Source organism: Halosegnis marinus (assembly GCF_029338355.1).
GTDB lineage: Archaea > Halobacteriota > Halobacteria > Halobacteriales > Haloarculaceae > Halosegnis > Halosegnis marinus.
This window is the reverse complement of sequence record NZ_CP119802.1, coordinates 1,759,890-1,776,185: the sequence shown is the minus strand read 5'-3', so window position 1 is coordinate 1,776,185 and position 16,296 is coordinate 1,759,890. Positions and strand designations below refer to the sequence as shown.

At 71.4% G+C, this 16,296-nt stretch carries 20 protein-coding genes; 12 read left to right on the top strand and 8 right to left on the bottom strand.

Annotation, left to right across the window (positions count from 1 at the left end; genetic code table 11):
* The first annotated feature begins 33 nt into the window (after positions 1 to 33).
* From P2T37_RS09880 to P2T37_RS09860, 5 genes are read left to right on the top strand one after another with little or no spacing between them, the layout of a single operon-like run.
* Positions 34 to 387, top strand: a complete 354-nt coding sequence (locus P2T37_RS09880; RefSeq protein ID WP_276233757.1) for a hypothetical protein — start codon at positions 34 to 36, stop codon at positions 385 to 387.
* A 44-nt stretch (positions 388 to 431) separates the two neighbouring features.
* Positions 432 to 1,952 carry a tRNA guanosine(15) transglycosylase TgtA gene (gene tgtA / locus P2T37_RS09875; RefSeq protein ID WP_276233756.1) on the top strand — a complete coding sequence of 507 codons (1,521 nt, stop codon included), beginning with the start codon at positions 432 to 434 and terminating at the stop codon, positions 1,950 to 1,952.
* Positions 1,949 to 3,706: an archaeosine synthase subunit alpha gene (gene arcS, locus P2T37_RS09870; protein WP_276233755.1), complete on the top strand. Its 1,758-nt coding sequence runs from the start codon at positions 1,949 to 1,951 to the stop codon at positions 3,704 to 3,706. The genes tgtA and arcS overlap by 4 nt, the downstream gene beginning before the upstream one ends.
* Positions 3,707 to 3,746: 40 nt before the next feature.
* Positions 3,747 to 4,190, top strand: coding sequence for a hypothetical protein (locus tag P2T37_RS09865; protein ID WP_276233754.1), 444 nt, complete (start codon positions 3,747 to 3,749; stop codon positions 4,188 to 4,190).
* Between the two features lie 37 nt (positions 4,191 to 4,227).
* Positions 4,228 to 4,614, top strand: coding sequence for a DUF7971 family protein (locus P2T37_RS09860; protein ID WP_276233753.1), 387 nt, complete (start codon positions 4,228 to 4,230; stop codon positions 4,612 to 4,614).
* Here P2T37_RS09860 and P2T37_RS09855 read toward each other — a convergent pair whose 3' ends face one another.
* Complete coding sequence (locus P2T37_RS09855) at positions 4,615 to 5,415, bottom strand: N-acyl homoserine lactonase family protein (RefSeq protein ID WP_276233752.1); 801 nt, start codon at positions 5,413 to 5,415, stop codon at positions 4,615 to 4,617.
* Between the two features lie 85 nt (positions 5,416 to 5,500).
* Here P2T37_RS09855 and P2T37_RS09850 point away from each other — a divergent pair, with 85 nt between their 5' ends.
* Genes P2T37_RS09850 through P2T37_RS09835 form a run of 4 tightly spaced genes read left to right on the top strand, consistent with a single transcriptional unit; the run spans position 5,501 to position 7,233 of the window.
* Positions 5,501 to 5,776 (top strand): ubiquitin-like small modifier protein 1, encoded by a 276-nt coding sequence (locus tag P2T37_RS09850; RefSeq protein ID WP_276233751.1) that lies wholly within the window; start codon positions 5,501 to 5,503, stop codon positions 5,774 to 5,776.
* Positions 5,773 to 6,027 carry a MoaD-like domain-containing protein gene (locus P2T37_RS09845; protein ID WP_276233750.1) on the top strand — a complete coding sequence of 85 codons (255 nt, stop codon included), beginning with the start codon at positions 5,773 to 5,775 and terminating at the stop codon, positions 6,025 to 6,027. Before P2T37_RS09850 ends, P2T37_RS09845 begins: the two co-directional genes overlap by 4 nt.
* Positions 6,024 to 6,377 (top strand): DUF8048 family protein, encoded by a 354-nt coding sequence (locus P2T37_RS09840; RefSeq protein ID WP_276233749.1) that lies wholly within the window; start codon positions 6,024 to 6,026, stop codon positions 6,375 to 6,377. Before P2T37_RS09845 ends, P2T37_RS09840 begins: the two co-directional genes overlap by 4 nt.
* 40 nt (positions 6,378 to 6,417) lie before the next feature.
* Positions 6,418 to 7,233, top strand: coding sequence for a hypothetical protein (locus P2T37_RS09835; protein WP_276233748.1), 816 nt, complete (start codon positions 6,418 to 6,420; stop codon positions 7,231 to 7,233).
* Here the strand turns inward: P2T37_RS09835 and P2T37_RS09830 are convergent, their stop codons facing one another.
* A complete protein-coding gene (locus P2T37_RS09830) occupies positions 7,234 to 8,046 on the bottom strand; it encodes a helix-turn-helix transcriptional regulator (protein ID WP_276233747.1) in 813 nt (270 codons plus the stop codon).
* A 279-nt stretch (positions 8,047 to 8,325) separates the two neighbouring features.
* Between P2T37_RS09830 and P2T37_RS09825 the strand changes: the two genes are divergently transcribed.
* Positions 8,326 to 9,120: a cytochrome b gene (locus tag P2T37_RS09825; RefSeq protein ID WP_276233746.1), complete on the top strand. Its 795-nt coding sequence runs from the start codon at positions 8,326 to 8,328 to the stop codon at positions 9,118 to 9,120.
* 3 nt (positions 9,121 to 9,123) lie between these two features.
* Here the strand turns inward: P2T37_RS09825 and P2T37_RS09820 are convergent, their stop codons facing one another.
* The 3 genes from P2T37_RS09820 to P2T37_RS09810 form a co-directional block, all read right to left on the bottom strand.
* Positions 9,124 to 10,011, bottom strand: coding sequence for an alpha/beta fold hydrolase (locus P2T37_RS09820; protein ID WP_276233745.1), 888 nt, complete (start codon positions 10,009 to 10,011; stop codon positions 9,124 to 9,126).
* Positions 10,012 to 10,043: 32 nt separating this feature from the next.
* A complete protein-coding gene (locus P2T37_RS09815) occupies positions 10,044 to 11,120 on the bottom strand; it encodes a CNNM domain-containing protein (RefSeq protein WP_276233744.1) in 1,077 nt (358 codons plus the stop codon).
* 90 nt (positions 11,121 to 11,210) lie between these two features.
* Positions 11,211 to 13,148 (bottom strand): aldehyde ferredoxin oxidoreductase family protein, encoded by a 1,938-nt coding sequence (locus tag P2T37_RS09810; protein ID WP_276233743.1) that lies wholly within the window; start codon positions 13,146 to 13,148, stop codon positions 11,211 to 11,213.
* Positions 13,149 to 13,288: 140 nt separating this feature from the next.
* Between P2T37_RS09810 and P2T37_RS09805 the strand changes: the two genes are divergently transcribed.
* Positions 13,289 to 13,678 (top strand): VanZ family protein, encoded by a 390-nt coding sequence (locus tag P2T37_RS09805; RefSeq protein WP_276233742.1) that lies wholly within the window; start codon positions 13,289 to 13,291, stop codon positions 13,676 to 13,678.
* Here P2T37_RS09805 and P2T37_RS09800 read toward each other — a convergent pair.
* Positions 13,665 to 14,150 (bottom strand): SRPBCC family protein, encoded by a 486-nt coding sequence (locus tag P2T37_RS09800; RefSeq protein WP_276233741.1) that lies wholly within the window; start codon positions 14,148 to 14,150, stop codon positions 13,665 to 13,667. The two genes, P2T37_RS09805 and P2T37_RS09800, sit on opposite strands and share 14 nt — an antisense overlap.
* Positions 14,151 to 14,241: 91 nt before the next feature.
* On the opposite strand from P2T37_RS09800, the gene P2T37_RS09795 reads away from it, so the two are divergent.
* Complete coding sequence (locus P2T37_RS09795; RefSeq protein WP_276233740.1) at positions 14,242 to 15,318, top strand: archaeosine biosynthesis radical SAM protein RaSEA; 1,077 nt, start codon at positions 14,242 to 14,244, stop codon at positions 15,316 to 15,318.
* A gap of 114 nt (positions 15,319 to 15,432) precedes the next feature.
* Here the strand turns inward: P2T37_RS09795 and P2T37_RS09790 are convergent, their stop codons facing one another.
* Together P2T37_RS09790 and trmY are read right to left on the bottom strand one after the other, a co-directional pair.
* On the bottom strand, positions 15,433 to 15,627 hold the full coding sequence (locus tag P2T37_RS09790; RefSeq protein ID WP_276233739.1) for a DUF8147 domain-containing protein: 195 nt from the start codon (positions 15,625 to 15,627) through the stop codon (positions 15,433 to 15,435).
* A 38-nt stretch (positions 15,628 to 15,665) separates the two neighbouring features.
* Complete coding sequence (trmY, locus tag P2T37_RS09785) at positions 15,666 to 16,253, bottom strand: tRNA (pseudouridine(54)-N(1))-methyltransferase TrmY (RefSeq protein ID WP_276233738.1); 588 nt, start codon at positions 16,251 to 16,253, stop codon at positions 15,666 to 15,668.
* Positions 16,254 to 16,296 lie beyond the last annotated feature (43 nt).

The following is a 16,296-nucleotide window of genomic DNA, read 5'->3' as shown; positions in this document are numbered from 1 at the left end:
AGGACATAATCCCGTCGAGCGGCAAACGACAGTATGGACGAGGAACTCGGTACGGCGACCATCGTGTACGAGACGCCGGACGGCACCGTCGAGAAGCGCGTCGAGAACGAGCACCTCGCGTACTTCCAGGACCACTGGATACTGAAGGCCGAGGAACACGAGGAGGGCGACGTGGTGCGGCGGATTCCCCGCGAGCGTGTCCACTACGTGGAGCGACCCGTCGGCGAGTTCCGCGAGGAGGTCGCCACGCTCCGGAATCAGGTGGAGTCGTTCGCCGAGGACATCCGCGAACGCGTGCTCGGCGGCGAGCGGCGCGCGGGCGAGGAGGCCGACGACGAGCCGACCCGCATCGACGTGGGGAGCGGCGAGGACGAGGACACGCGATAGCGGTACAACGACACCCTTACCGGCGGCTCGGTTCCAGTTCACCCATGCGCGACCACTTCGAGACGCGGGACTGGGACGCCGCCGGCCGCATCGGCGAGCTGACCGTCCCCCGCGCGGGCGTCACCGTGGAGACGCCGGCGCTGCTCCCCGTCATCAATCCCCACCTGCGGACCGTCGAGCCCCGCCAGCTGGAGCGGGAGTTCGGCGCGGAGATACTCATCACGAACGGCTACATCCTCTACGGCTCCGACGACTACCGCGAGCGCGCGCTCTCGGAGGGGCTCCACGACCTCTACGACTTCTCCGGGGCCATCATGACCGACTCCGGCTCCTTCCAGCTGGCCGAGTACGGCGAGATAGACGTGGACACGGAGGAGATACTCCGGTTCCAGCACGACATCGGGAGCGACATCGGCACGCCCGTCGATATCCCGACCCCGCCGGACGTCTCGCGCGAGCAGGCCGAGCGCGACCTCGCGGAGACGGAGGCGGCGCTCGCCGCCGCCGAGGAGGTGGACGTGGGCGAGATGCTCGTCAACGCACCGATACAGGGCTCGACGCACCTCGACTTACGCGAGCAGGCCGCCCGGCACGCCGACGCGACCGACCTCGACGTGTTCCCCGTCGGGGCGGTCGTCCCCCTACTGAACGACTACCGGTACGACGACATGGTGGACGTGGTCGCGGCGTCGAAACGCGGCCTCGGCGCGGACGCGCCGGTCCACCTGTTCGGCGCGGGCCACCCGATGATGTTCGCGCTCGCCGTCGCGGCCGGCTGTGACCTGTTCGACTCGGCCGCGTACGCGCTGTACGCCCGCGACGACCGCTACCTCACCGTCCGCGGCACCGAACACCTCGCGGACCTCGACTACTTCCCCTGCTCGTGTCCGGTGTGTACCGAGCACACGCCCGCCGAGGTCGCGGAGCGCGGCGACGCCGAGCGCGAGGAACTGCTCGCCCGCCACAACCTCCACGTCACCTACGAGGAGCTCCGGCGCGTGAAGCAGGCGATCAGGCGGGGGGACCTGCTCGAACTCGTCGAGGAGCGCGCCCGCTCGCACCCGGCGATGGCCGACGGCTACCGGGCGCTGCTCGACCACGCCGACCAGCTGAACGAGACGGACCCCGTCCGGAAGGACTCCTTCTTCCACACCTCCGCCGAGAGCGCGCGCCGGCCCGAAGTGCGTCGCCACCACGAGCGGCTTGACCGCCTCGACGTCCCCGACGGCGCGGTGCTGCTGACCGAGGGGGAGAACAACAGCCGGTTCGACGCCTCGTGGCGCGTGAAGCCCCCGTTCGGCCCGTTCCCGCGCTCGCTGTCGAACACCTACCCCCTGACGGCACAGGTCCCCGACCGGCTCTCGCGGGAGGCGTACGAGGCGGCCGCCGACGGTATCGCGCGGCTGGTCGAGGCGAACTCGGAGACGGCGTTCACCGTCGCGCACTTCGACTGGCCGGGGAGCGCGCTCGCTCGCCTGCCGGCCCTCGACACCATCGACCTGACCGAGGAGGAGGGCCCCGAGTCACAAGGCGGAAGCCCCGCGACCGAGGAGGACGGGCGATGACCGACCGTTTCGAGGTCCACGCGCGCGACGGGCCGGCGCGGCTGGCGGAGCTCCGCCTGTCGGAGCCGCTCCGGACGCCCGCGCTGGTCGACGACGTTCTCCGCGACGCCGGCAGCCTGTGGCGCGAGGAGCGCGCGGTGCCCGAGGGCGACGACTCCGTGCTGACCGTCCTCCCGCACCGCGCGTTCCCGAGCGGGACCGCCGACGAGGTGAAGGAGGCGTTCCAGGTCGAGTACGACCCCGTCGACTACCCGAGCGCGGCCGTCGTCTCGCCCGAGACGGCCGCCGACTACGGGGCCGACGCCTACGTACTGTCGGGCGGCCCCGGCCTGCGCGGCTACGCCGAGGGGTTCGTGGACGCGCTGCTGGAGACGAAGGCGGCCACCCCGCCCGACAGCGCGCTGTACGTCGCGGGCGCGGCCACCCCCGCGAACGTCGCCACGATGGCGTACGCCGGCGTGGACCTGTTCGACTCGGACTACGCCTACGTCCGCGGGACGCAGGGGTTCTACCTCGCGGGCGACGGCGAGCACTTCCTGGAGGACCTCGACGAACTTCCCTGCGCCTGCGAGGCGTGCCGGACGCCCCGCGACGAGTTCGACCACACGGACTGTGCGGAGCACAACGTGAACGCGCTGGAGGCCGAACTCGCGCGCGTCCGCCAGCGCATCCGCGACGGCCGCCTGCGCGACTACGTCGAGGGACAGGCGCGCCACGAGGCGTGGACGACGGCGCTGTTCCGGCGGCTCGACCGGCAGTACGCCTACGTCGAGGAGCGCACCCCGACCCTGCGGCGGGCGGAACTGCTCGCCGCCAGCGAGGACACGCTCCGGCGCGCGGAGATACAGCGGTTCGCACAGCGCGTGACGGAGCGCTACCGGCCGCGGCTGACGGACCGCCCCCTCGTTCTGGTCCCCTGTTCGGCGCGCAAGCCGTACAGCGAGTCGCAGAGCCACTACCGCTACTCGCAGGCGAACTCGTACCGGGGCCACATGGTGTCGATGACCTCGCCCATCGGGGTCGTGCCGAACGAACTCGAACTCACCTATCCGGCCCAGCACTACGACTCGGTCGTGACCGGCGACTGGACGGAGGGGGAGTACGACTTCGTGGCGCGCGTCCTCGAACGGTACCTCGACCGCAACCGCGACGCCTACACCGACCTCGTCGCGCACGTCCCCGACGACTACCGGCCCATCTGCGAGCGCGTCGAGGAGTCGCTGGGCGTCGAGTTCACGTACACCGTCGAGGGGCACCCGACCGACGACGCCTCGCTCGCCAACCTCGACGCGACGCTCGACGGCGTGGACGCCTACTCCAAGCGGGAGCGCGAACTCGCCACCGTCCGGGCCGTCGCGGACTACCTCGTCGGCGACGGGGCCGGCGACGACCTGTTCGCGGACGTGCAGACCGGGTCGCGCTACCCCAAACTCCGCGTCAACCACGAGGACGAACAGCTGGCCACCCTCGTCGCGCAGTACGGCACCCTCTCCTTCACGCTCGAAGGCGCGCGCCACTGGGTCGAGTCCGACGCCCCGACGAAGCGCGTCGAGATAGACGCGTTCGTCCCGCAGGGAAGCGTCCTCGCGCCGGGCGTCGTGGACGCGAGCGACGACATCCGCGTCGGCGACGAGGTCGTCATCGAGGGACCGAAGGCGTTCGCCGTCGGCCGTGCGGAGATGTCCGGCCCGGAGATGGCCGGCTCGACGCGCGGCGTCGCGGTGGAAGTGCGGCACTGCGAGGAGCGCGAGTAGCCGCCCGAAGACCTACGGTCGGGGCCCCGCTCTCCCCCGTGTGTCCTCCCGCTCGCCCGCCCTCGCGTTCGCCGCCGTCGGCGTCGCCGCCCTCCTCGCCGGGCTCTACACCGGCGTGGGGGTGTACCTCCCGTTCCTCGTCTCCGACCGCGGCGTCGCCCCGGCGTTCCTCCTCGCCGTCGAGGCGTTCGGCGTCGTCGTGTCGCCGCTGCTCCCCGTCGCCGTCGGGGCGCGGTTCGCGGCGGCGTTCGACCTGACCGACCGCCTCCCGCTCGTCGTCGTCGCGACGGTCGTCGTCGCGGACGTCGGCTACGGCGTCGGGCGGCTGGTCGCGGCGCTGTTCTCCCCGGACTCGGTGACGGCCGCGTCGCCGGTGGCGGTCCGGGCGGCGGCGTTCGCCGTGGATTCGACGCTCGCCGCCGTCAGTATCGCCGTCGCCGTCGTCGCGGGCGCGGCCGTCGCCCGCCTCCGCGCGACGGCGTAGACGGAACCCTTTCGTCGCCGCCGTGCCATCTCGGCGCATGGACGAGGTAGATCTCGGTATTCCGCGGGGAATCCTCGACTCGCTGCCCGAGGAGAGCGTCACGCCGCAGGACATGGAGCGCGCGCTGGAGGGGTACGAGCGCCGGGTGAACGGGCTCATCGCGGCCGCCGAGGACGACGCGGCGGCCGCGAGCGGCGTCCTCGACGTGGTCGAGCACCTGGAGTCGCGCGCCGAGCGCTACGACGAGTTCGTCCCCGAACTCCGCGCGTGGGGCCAGTCGCCCATCCACGCCATCGCGTGGCGGAACTTCTGCGTCGCGCTCGTCGACCAACTGTACGCGCACGGCGACCTCGGGGAACGGCTGGACCGCGAGCGGAACCACCGCATCGTGGACGACGGCATCCGGATGGGCCGCGGGAAGTAATCAGAGCAGGGCCGGGAGGGCGGCGACCTGTTCGGGGTCGTGGCCGTAGACGACGAGCGCGTCCCGGCGCTTCTCGACGTCGCGGGCGCGCCGCAGGCTCTCGCGCCAGTCGTGCCGGGAGTCGAGCAGGTCGCGGCCCATCGGGTGGCCCTCCTCGTAGTTGACCGAGCTGTAGGCGAGGTCGCCGACGACGAGCAGGTCGCGGCCGTCGGCCGCGCCGTCCTCGACGAGCAGACCGACCATGCCGGGGGTGTGACCGGGGAGGTGGAGCCACTCGACGCCCGAGACGAGGAGGCCGCCGTCGCCGTACAGCGGCTCCCACGCGAGGTCGTGGTCGAAGTCGCCCCTGATGTAGGCGCCCTCGCGCCCGGTCGCGGCGGCGAAGTACGCCTCCTTCAGTTCCCGCTCGTGGACGAAGACGGGCACGTCCGTCCCGGCGAAGTTGTGGAGGCCGCCGGCGTGGTCGAGGTGGAGGTGCGACTGCACGACCGCGTCGATGTCTGCGAGCGCGTAGCCGGCGTCGGCGAGCGCGTCCGGGAGCGGGTGGGCCGCGGCGTCGGCGTGGGTGAACGTGTCGTACGTCTCCGCCGACCAGTGGCCCTCGGCGGCCTCGGGGTGCGAGCCGGTGTCCCACAGGAGGGTGTGTTCGGGCGTGTCGATGACGAGGTTGAACACGGGACCGTCGGCGCGGACGGCGTCGGGGTTCGGCTCCGAGTCGGTGGCGGTGACCGCGCCCTCTATCGGGTAGTTCAGGTCGATACGCATCGTCCCGCGGTCGAGGACGCTGACCGTGGTGTCCATGTCCGGGAGCCGCGGGCCGGGGGCAAAAGCCCACCGCGCCCGCCTCCCCGACAGGCTTTATCCGGTGCCGGTCGAGGATGGGGTAATGACCGAACTGCGCTTCTTCGCCACGTATCGCGCCGCCGTGGGGCAGAAGACCGTGGAGCGCGACTACGACGCCGAGACGGTGGGCGAGGTGTTGCGCGCCATCGAGGAGGAGTGGCCGGAACTCGCGGGGCAACTGCTCGACGACGAGGGGGAGATACGCCCGCAACTGAGCGTGCTGAAGAACGGCCGCGAGGTTGCCCACCTCGACGGGCCGGCGACGCCCGTCGGGGCCGAGGACACGGTGAGCGTCTTCCCGCCGGTGGCCGGGGGATGAGACGCGAGCGGCGCTTCCGCGGCATCAGCCAGCGGCTCGCGGCCCACTACCTCCGCAACCTCGGCGGCGAGGGGGAGACGGACGACCGCATCGAGGGGGACGGCTGGCACGCCGAACTCTCCGCCGAGCAGGTGAACCCCGTCGCCTCCATCACGCTGACGGAGGTGACGGTCGTCTTCGTCGGGCCGGAGGCGGTGCTCGACCCCCTCATCGAGGACTTCGCGCGGAAGGCGATGCGCGCGGGCGGATGAGCCACCCCATCGAGGGGAACGCGCTCGTGCTGGCGGCGGCGCGGGCGAGCGTGGGGCCGAGCCGCCTGCCGGAACTGCTCGCCGAGGCGCAGGCGACCCTCGCCGGCCGCCGCGACGCGTACCGCCGCGGCTACGAGCGCGCGCTCGACGGCGACGCGGCGGAGGCGTTCTTCGTCGAGCAGGGCCACTGGGCCGGCCTCGGCGACGAGTTCGGCTGGAACCGCCGGGAACACGAGGCCGCGGCGCGCGCCCACCGCGCCCACCTCCTGCAGGCCGGCCGCCGCGAGGGGCGCCGCGACGAGTTCGAGTCCGCGCTGGAGCTGCGCGAGGTCGTCGTGGTCGGTCGCTGACGCGGGAACCCTTTTGCCGACCTGCGAACAACCGCCGCGTATGTCCTCCACCTCCACGGCCACCGCCACCTCGGCCGACGCCGGCCCGACCTATCGGTTCGTCGCCGCCTGTTACGTCACGGTCGCGGTCGTCGGGGCCGGCGCGGTCGCGCTCGCCGTCCGCGGTATCGACACGCGAACGGGGGCCGTCGCCGTCCTGCTCGGCGGCATCGGCGTGCTCGCGCTCGTCGGCGCGCTCGTCGGCCTCCGGGGGCTTCCCGGACCGCTCGGTCCCCGGCGACTGTACGCGAGCGGCGCGTCCTTTCTTCCGACGGTGCTCGGCGCGGTCGTGGGCGTCGGGGCGCTCGCGGCGCTGTTCGCGGACCTCGTGCCCGAGGGCGCGGGGTTGCTCGCGGCGTTCGCGGGCGTCGCGCTGGCGATGGTCGGCGGCGTCGTGCGACTGATGGCCCGCAACGCCGACGCGCGGGCGTACCTCGACGCGCCGATACGCGCCGAGTGGGAGGCGCGGCCCGCGCCGGGCCGCCGTCGGGCCTACTACGCCGCGAGCGGCGCGCTCACGCTCGCACTGGCGGCGGGTATCGTCGCGTGGCGCGCGCCGGTGCTGGTCGGAACGCTCGGCGCGACGGTGTCGCTCGCGGCACAGGGGTCGAACCGCCGGGAGTGTCACCTCACGGACGAGGCGCTCGTGTACGGCAACGTCCAGTCGCTCACCGTGCTGGACCGCGACGACGTTCGCGGGGTGACGCTCGCGGACGGCGCGCTCCGTATCGAGCGGGCGGGGTGGAAGCCGGCGATGGCGTTCGACGCGGGCGACATCGAGGACCCGGAGGCCGTGGTCGCGGCGTTCCGCCGGTGACTACGCCGCGGGGACGTCGTCGAGCGTGACCTCCGTCGAGCGGTCGCGGTAGTCGTCGAGCACGCCGACGACCCACGAACGGACCGCCTCGTTCTCCGTCTCGATGAGCGCGACCGGCAGCCCCCGCTCGTCGGTGGGCGCGAGCAGGGCCGTCCCGTCCGCGACGGCGAGCACGAGGGGTATCTCGCCGTCGTACGCGAACAGCCGTATCCGGCCCGTCTCCAGCGCCGGGCGGAGAAACGCCCGCGTGTCGGGGTCCGAGAGCGCCCGGTCGAGCACGTCCCCGGCGTTGATTCCCTCCGCGTAGCGGTCGCTCTCGGCGAACGCCGCGGCCCGGTTCTCGTGGTCGGCGACCGTCCCCGGGGGGAGCGTGTCGGTCAGGGTGCGCACGCGGTCGGCCCCGTAGACGAGTTCGCCCAGCCGGTCGGTCGGGGCGAAGGCGTCGCCCGGTTCCGGCTTCGTCACCCGGGCGTCGGCGAACTCGCGCACGTCGAAGTCCATCTCCCCCGTCGGGAGGTGCGGGATGACGTCGCCGAGCGCGCGCACCGTCCCGACGGTGTCGAGCAGCCCCTCGAACTCCTCGCGGACGATATCGCCGAGCGCGGTGAGCGCGTACTCGCGGCCGCGACGCTCGGCCCAGTTGCGGTCCTCGAAGTCGCCGAGGACGCGCCCCAGCGTCGGCTGGGAGACGCCCGTCAGGTCGTGGAGGTCGCGCCGCGTCCGGGGGCCGTCGCCCAGCGTCCGCAACACCGCCAGCCGGTGGTCGGACCGGGCGAGGAACTCCACGTCGTCGAGCGGCGTCTGGGTGTACATGCGTCGTGCTCCACGGTCGGCGGACGACCGTACTCGCTAGACGGACGACACGTACCGGCAAGAAACTACCGGCGTTTTTTGCAGGAAAAAACGTCGAGAACGCCCGAGACGGCCCGAGGCGGGCGTTCGGCGCGTTCTGTCACCCGGTGAAATCCTTTCACGGAGCATCGTTATCGCCCGTCGTGTGTATCTCTAACACGGTGTGACGATGACGACGACGAACGGACGCGGCCGGGGGTGGAGCGCGCGGGACGAACGAGCGCGGCGACGGGGGCGCCGATGAGCCTCGAACGGAAGGACCCGCACGACCACAAGGGGTGGATGCGGGAGCGCGACCTCACGCCGCTGGAGCGCGGCTACCTGACCGCCCTGCTGTGGCTCGACAGGCGGCTCCGGGTGGTGGATTACCTCGAACTGCTGGAGGGGCTCTACTACAAGGTCAACATGCAGATGCCGAAGAGCCACACCGAACAGTACGACCTCGACAACAAGTTCTGGTACTGGTACCCCCTCTACGCGCTGGGCTCCTTCTCCGTCATCGCGTACGTCGTCGCGGCGGTGTCGGGCGCGCTGCTCGGCTTCTACTACTCGCCGGCCACGACGGGCGACCCCTCTGCCGCGTACAACTCGGTGACGTTCGTCATGACGGAGCTCCGGTTCGGCTTCTTCCTCCGGAGCCTCCACCGCTGGTCCGCCCAGGTGATGGTCGCGGCCGTGTTCCTCCACATGCTGCGCGTCTACTTCACCGGCGCGTACAAGGAACCGCGCGAACTCAACTGGATCATCGGCATCGTCCTCATCTCGCTCGTGTTGCTGTTCGGCTACTCGGGCTACCTGCTTCCGTGGGACCAGCTCGCCTTCTGGGCCGGCCAGATCGGCGTCGAACTGTTCCTGTCGGTGCCGGTGGCGGGCGAGTGGATAGCGCAGCTACTGTTCGGCGGCTTCTCGCTCAGCGGGGCGACGCTGCAGCGGATGTACATCCTCCACGTGTTCGTCTTCCCGTTCGTCACCACGACGGTCATCGCGGTTCACATCGGTATCGTCTGGATGCAGGGCATCGCGGAACCGCACTGACACCTACGCGAGGAACGCCCGCACGTCCTCGACGAAGCGTTCCGGGCGCTCGGCGTGGAGCCAGTGGGTGGCGTCGTCGTACCGCTTCAGGTCGGGGTCGTCGATGCCGTCACAGAGCGCGTCGGCGACGGCGGGCCGCAGGGCCTCGTCGTCCTGTCCCCACAGCACGCGCGTCGGGACGTAGATGCGCTCGGGGCCGCGCAGCGAGAGGGCGTCACGGAGCGTCGAGCGCCCGAGCGCCCGGTAGTAGTTGACGCCGGCACGGAGCGCCCCCTCGCGCTCCCACGCGACCCGGTAGCGGTCGAGGTCCGCGTCGGTGTAGGCGTCCTCCGTGGCCGTCGCGTCGAACAGCGCGCGCAGCGCCCGGAAGTCGTCGGCCGAGAGCGCGGCCTCCGGCACGCGCGGGAGCTGGAACAGCCCGGTGTACCACGACCGGAGGAGCTGTGTCCCCCGTATCTGTGCGCCGAGGCGCTCGGGGTCGAGCGTGTTGGCGACGACCAGCCGGTCGACGTGGGCCGGGTGGTGCCGGGCGAAGGAGAGCGCGAGCGACCCGCCCCAGTCGTGGCCGACGAGGTGGGCGCTCCCGCGGCCGAACGACTGGATGAGCTCGTACACGTCGTTTCGGAGCCGCGAGAGACCGTACGCCTCGACCCCCCGGGGCCGGTCGGAGCGGTTGTAGCCGCGGAGGTCCGGCGCGACGACGCGGAACTCCTCGGCCAGCGGCGCGAGCTGCTTGCGCCACGTGTACCAGAACTCCGGGAAGCCGTGCAGGAGGACGACCATCGGGGCGGTCTCGGGGCCGGCCGCGACGTAGTGGAGCGACACCTCGGACGTCTCCGCCACGCCCGTCTCGAACCCCTGCGCCTCGGCCCACTCCTCGGCGGTGTTCATACCGGAGCGACGACCCCGGGGACAAAGAGCGTTCAGGCGGCGGCGGGGTCCGAGTCGCCCGCCACGTCGTAGGGGTCCTCTATCTCGCCCATCACGGACTCGAGCGCGTCCGTCGCCGTGAGCAGGCCGACCACCTCGCCGTCGCCCATCACGAGCGCGAGCTCCTGGTGTTGGGTCTGGAACTGGTCGACCGCGTCGCTGACGCTCGTCTCCGGCGAGACGACCATCTGTTCCGTCGCGAGGTCCTCGAAGGTGCGGTCGCCCGAGCGCAGTTCGTCGAGGTGTTCGACGATGGAGGGGACGTAGACGACGCCGCGGAAGTCCTCGGGCGCGTCGCCCACGAGGGGGTAGCGCGTGAACGTCCGCTCGGAGAGCGTTTCGAGGTTCCTCTCCGTCTCCCCGACACGGAGGTAGGCGATGTCCTCGGCCGGGACCATCACCGAGGAGACGGGCGTCTCGCCCGCCGTGAGCGCGCTCAACACCTCGGCGACCCGCTCCTGGGAGAGGTCGCCGCGGTCGAGCACGCTGGAGAGCCGCGTCCGGAGGTCCGCGCGCGACTCGATGACATCCTCCTCGGTTTCGAGCCACGCGCCGGTCATCTCGATGCCGAACAGCTTCAGTGTCCACTTCGCCACGCCGTCGCCCAGCGTGATGAGCGGCGAGATGAGCCGCTGGAACCAGTAGAGCGGGGTCGCGCCGTAGCGGCAGACGAACCGGGAGCGCTCGACGCCGAGGTAGGTCGGCGTCTGCTCGCCGTGCGTCAGGTGGACGAGGTTGATGATGAGGAAGGCGATGACCGCGCCCGCGCCGACGGAGGCGAGGGTCGTGCCGACGAACAGCGGCTCGAAGAGGGCCGCCAGCGCCGGCTCGGCGACGATACCGACCGCGATGGAGGAGGCCGTAATCCCGACCTGGCACGTCGTCAGGTACAGCTCGAGGTCGTTCGTCATCTCCCAGGCGCGTTCGAGCTTGGGGTTGCCGCCGACGAACTGGGACTCGGAGAACTGCCGCGCCCGCGTGAGCGCGAACTCGATGGCGACGAAGAAGCCGTTGGCGAGGATGAGGGCCACGCCGGCCAGCAGGCGGACGGCGAGTTCGAGGGTTTGCACGCCGCCGGCTACACGGGTCGGGATGAAAAGCGACCCGGCACGGCCGCTACGGGGTCGAGCGCGACGCGAAAGAAGGGAACCGGACCGTGGTCAGTCGTCCGCCGGGGCCGCCGAGTCGCCGCTGGAGACGCCGGTACCGGGACCGATGTCGATGCCGAGGTCGTCGAGCTTCTCGTCGGGGACGACGCCGTCCACCCAGCCGCGGACGCCGTAGTACTCGGCCTTCATCTCGTCGAGTTCGACGAACTGGCCCTCGCTCGCGCCCTGGCCGGCGACGCCGCCCTCGCCGTCGAGGAAGCGGGCCGGGAGCGTGTCGTCGCTCCCGTCGAAGCCGACGAGGTTGTTGTAGTAGCGTTCGAGGTTGTAGATGCGCTCGCCCGCCTCCATCAGCTCCTCCTCGGAGACGTCACGGCCCGTCATGCCGTTGTACTGGAGCACGTACTCCTCGACGCCCTCCGCGAAGGCGTTGAACTTGCAGATGTCGAACGAGTCCGAGACGGCGTGCATGTCGTGGAAGAGGGCGGTGAGTTCGCCCTTGCCCTCCCACGCGTAGGGGTCGACCTTCTCCGGGATGCCGAGAATCTCGGCGGCCGGGGTGTACGCGCGCAGGTGGCACGCGCCGCGGTTCGAGGTCGCGAAGGCGATGCCCATCCCCTTCATACAGCGGGGGTCGTACGCCGCGATGGACTGGCCCTTGACGGCCAGCGAGTTGTCGTGGGCGTCGAACTCCTCGGCCATGTGGTTGGGGCCCTCGCCGAGGTGGGTGGCGAGTTCGCCGTCGCGCTCCGCGATGCGCGTCAGCATGTCGATCATCTCGTGGGCGTCGCCCCAGTCGATGCCCTCGCCGAGGTCGTCGAGCTTGCCCTCCTCGGTCATCTCCATGGCCATCGCGAGCGTGTTGCCCGCCTCGATGGTGTCGATGCCGTGGTCGTTGCACTTCTGGAGCATGACGGCGATCTCGTCGCGCTCCGTGTGGCCGGAGTTCGGGCCGAGCGCCCACGCGGACTCGTACTCGTACGACTCGGTGCGGACGTTCATCTCCTCGCCCTTGTGCATCACCGACACCTCGACCTCCTTCTTACAGGCGACCGGGCAGGAGTGACAGGTCGGCTCGTCCACGAGGATGTTCTCGCGGACGTTCTCGCCGGACACCTTCTCGGAGTCGAAGTCGTCGCCGCCCCAGCCGTCGTCGCGCGCGTCGCCCGTGGAGGTGTACTTCGCGTTGCGGGCCGGCAGGCCGGACATCTCCTCGGTCGCGTTCATCAGGACGTTCGTCCCGTACAGCGAGAGGCCGCCCTCGTTCGGGGCGGTGACCTCGGACTCCGTGATGACCTCCATCGCCTGCTTGTGGCCCTCGCGGAACGTCTCCGGGTCCGCGGGTTTCTGCATCTTCGTCGTGGACTTGACGACCACGGCCTTGAGGTTCTTCGACCCCATGACCGTGCCCGTGCCGCCGCGGCCCGCGGCGCGGTCGTCCTCGTTGATGATGCAGGCGTACTTGACGCCGTTCTCCGCGGCGTCGCCGATGGCCATCGTCGACATGTTCTTGCCGTACGCGCCCTCGTGGCGCTCCTCCAGCGCGTCCATCGTGTCGTGGACGCCCTTGCCCCAGAGGTCGGAGGCGTCGTGGAGTTCGACCTCGCCGTCCTCGACGACGGCGTAGACGGGCGAGTCCGCCTTCCCCTCGAAGAGCAGGCCGTCGAAGCCCGCCCACTTGAGCCGCGCCGCGGACCAGCCGCCCATGTGGCTGTCCGTGACGGTGTTCGTCAGCGGCGACTTCGTGCAGACGGCGAGCCGTCCGGACATCGTCACCTGCGTGCCCGTGAGCGGGCCGTTCATGAACGCGAGGAGGTTCTCCGGCCCCATCGGGTCCACGTCCGGCCCCTGCTCGAACACGTACTTCACGCCGAGGCCGCGCGCCCCGATGTACTTCTCCGCGTCCTCCTGTGCCACACCCTCGTACGCCACGTCCCCGGACGTCAGATCGACGCGGGCGACGTGGTCGTGGAACCCTCCAAGATCAGTCATGGTTAATGGTACAGCTTATATTAGGACTGTGACGCGGTAGGTCTTGCCACGGGAGCGTAACCGCCAACAGTTACGGGGTACCGCGAGTCCGTATCCGGGCGCTTCGATGCGGTTTTGTCGCCGACGGAACCACGGGTCGCATGGACCGCCCTCGCGTCCCGCTCGCCCCGCCGCGGGCCCGGTACGCGCTCGTCGCGTGTGCGGCCCTCGCCGTGCTCGTCGCCTCCGTGGTCACGCCGCCGGGCGACGGGGCGACGGGAACGCTCCTCGGCGTTCCGACGGACAAGTGGCTCCATGCGGCTGGCTACGCGCTCCTCGGGGCCGCGGCCGCGTACGCCGCGTTCGACCGGGAGGGCCTCGACGCCCGCCGGGCGCTCGCCGTCGTCGCGCTCGTCGCTGCCTACGGGCTCGCTATCGAGGGGATACAGGCACCGCTCGCGGCGCGGACCGCGGACCTCGCGGACGCGGCGGCCAACGCCGTCGGCGCGGTCGTCGGCACGCTCCCGTGGCTGGGCGTCAGGCCGCGGTGAATCGCTCGTCCAGGCGCTCGAAGAACCGCTCGGCGACGGACTCGACCAGCGGGCGGAGCGCGCCCGCGAACGCCTCGACGCGGCCCGACACCGTGGCCGTGGCGTGCCACGTCACGTCCGTCCGCTCGTCCGCCTCGGCGACCGAGAGGTCCGCGGTCGTGGCGAACGACGACCCCGCGGCCTCCCCCTCCGCGGTGACCGTCATCTCCGGGTAGTCGCGCCGGACGACGGCCACGTCCGTGTCGAACGACGGCGAGACGGGGCCGACGCCGACGGAGATGGTCGCGGTGCCCCGGTCGCCCGCCTCCACGTAGTCGCGGTCGACGCCGAAGTCGAGGTCGTCACACCCCGGCAGCGTCGCCTCCGTCACCTCGATGTCCGCGAGCGCCTCCCACACGCGGTCGGCTCCGGCGTCGAGCCGGCGTTCGACGGTGACTTCGACTGTCGTCGCGTCCTCGGTGTCGGGTGTCATAGCCGGGGCTACACGCCCCTCCGTTGTGACGGTCGGGGGTCGCGACGGAACGAACGACACCGCTTTCCGGGCGCGCCGGCAAGCCGGGGCAATGAGTCAGCCGAGTCCCGAGCTCTACGAGACGGGCCGCGGGATGGACGCCCACAACGCGGTGATGCGCGAGATACGCGGGCGCAACGACCGGACGTACGACCCGACGGAGCCGACGCGGGTGTGGCTCGACGAGGACAACACCCCGGACGGCGTGAAGCAGTCGCTCACCATCATCCTCAACACGGGCGGCTGTCGGTGGGCGCGCGCCGGCGGCTGTACGATGTGCGGCTACGTCGCGGAGTCCGTCGAGGGCGGCAGCGTCGGCCACGACAACCTGATGACGCAGGTGCGCCACTGTCTGGACCACGAGGCCGAGAACGCGGAGGAGCCCGCACAGCTCATCAAGATATACACCTCCGGGTCGTTCCTCGACGAGCGCGAGGTGCCCGCGGAGACGCGCGCGGCCGTCGGCGAGACGTTCGCGGACCGCGAGCGCATCGTCGTCGAGTCGCTCCCCGACTTCGTGGACCGGGAGAAGCTGGCCGACTTCACCGAGCAGGGCCTCGAAACGGACGTGGCCGTCGGGCTCGAAACCGCCACGGACCGCGTGCGCCACGACTGCGTGAACAAGTACTTCGACTTCGCCGACTTCGAGGCCGCCTGCGCGGAGGCGCGGGCGGCCGGTGCGGGCGTAAAGGCCTACCTGCTGATGAAGCCGCCCTTCCTCACGGAGTCGGAGGCCGTCGCGGACATGGAGGCGAGCGTCCGCCGGTGTGCCGACGTTGACGGCTGTCACACCGTCTCGATGAACCCGACCAACGTCCAGCGGTACACGATGGTCGAACAGCTCCACGACGCGGGCGGCTACCGCCCGCCGTGGCTCTGGTCGGTCTGCGAGGTGCTCGAAGCGACCGCGGACGCGGACGCCATCGTCGTCTCCGACCCCGTGGGCCACGGCTCCGACCGCGGGCCGCACAACTGCGGGGACTGCGACGACCGCGTCCAGACGGCCATCAAGGACTTCGACCTGCGACAGGACCCCTCGGTGTTCGAGCAGGTGTCCTGCGACTGCGAGGCGACGTGGGCGGCCGTCCTCGACCGCGAGAAGTCGTTCGGCGCGCCGCTGACCCGGTAAGCCATCCGTTCTCTTCCGTCCGCGGGTCGAAGCGGGCGGCGTGGACGTACCCCCCGCCGACGTGCTCGCGTGTACCCTCGTCGGCGCGGCGTTCGGCGCGGTGGAAGGGTGACCTCAGCCCGCCGACCCGTCCGCGAGCAGGTGCCGGACGAGGACGGCCGCGAGCGCGCCGGCGACGAGCCCCGCCGGCAGCCCGACGACCGCCGAGGGCCACACGTACGGGTCGAGCGCGGCCGTCACGCCGAGGGCGACGACGGCGAAGGCGACGACCCCGGCGGCGAGCGCCCCGACGAGTGGAGGGAGCTTCATGCACCCGTACACGCCGCCGGCGGGCTACTAGCTGTCGCTCAGTACGACGCGTAGCCGTCGGTGTCGAGCCAGTTGTGCGCCACCGTTATGGTGTGGTCGGCGTGGAGCAGTTCGGGACCGACCCGGACCCGGGCGTCCGACCGCGCGGCGAGCAGGTCGGCCTCTTCCCCCGTGAAGTCGTTGTGGTCCGAGAGGACGAACACCGGGTCCGTCGGCGGGTCCTGCTCGGGGAGCGGCGTCCCCTCCTCGTGGAGTTCGACGAGCGTGCCGTCGAGGCGGTCGAGCGTCGCCTCGAACCCCAGCCGCCGGAGTTCGACGCCCGGCGACGGCTCCGCGGGCATGTGGCCGATGGCGTTCTCGCGCTCGGCGAGCGCGTTCCGGATGCGGGCGGCCGTCGAGCGCTCGTCGGGGTTGAGGTTCCGGGCCGTGGCCCCGTCGAACGTCACGGTGTACTCGTCGGCGAGCACGAGGTGGACCCGTGCGTCGCGGATACCGTGCGAGAGGAACAGCGCGCTGTTGACACACCGGCAGAGCACGTCGAGGCGTCCCGCCGCCGAGGGGAGGTCGTCGAGGGGGAACCCCTCGGTCGTGGGGACGTCGTGGCCGACGACGACGAACTGTCGCATGGTCGGGCGTGGCGGCGGGCGAGTAAAGCGGCGTCGGAGTCGG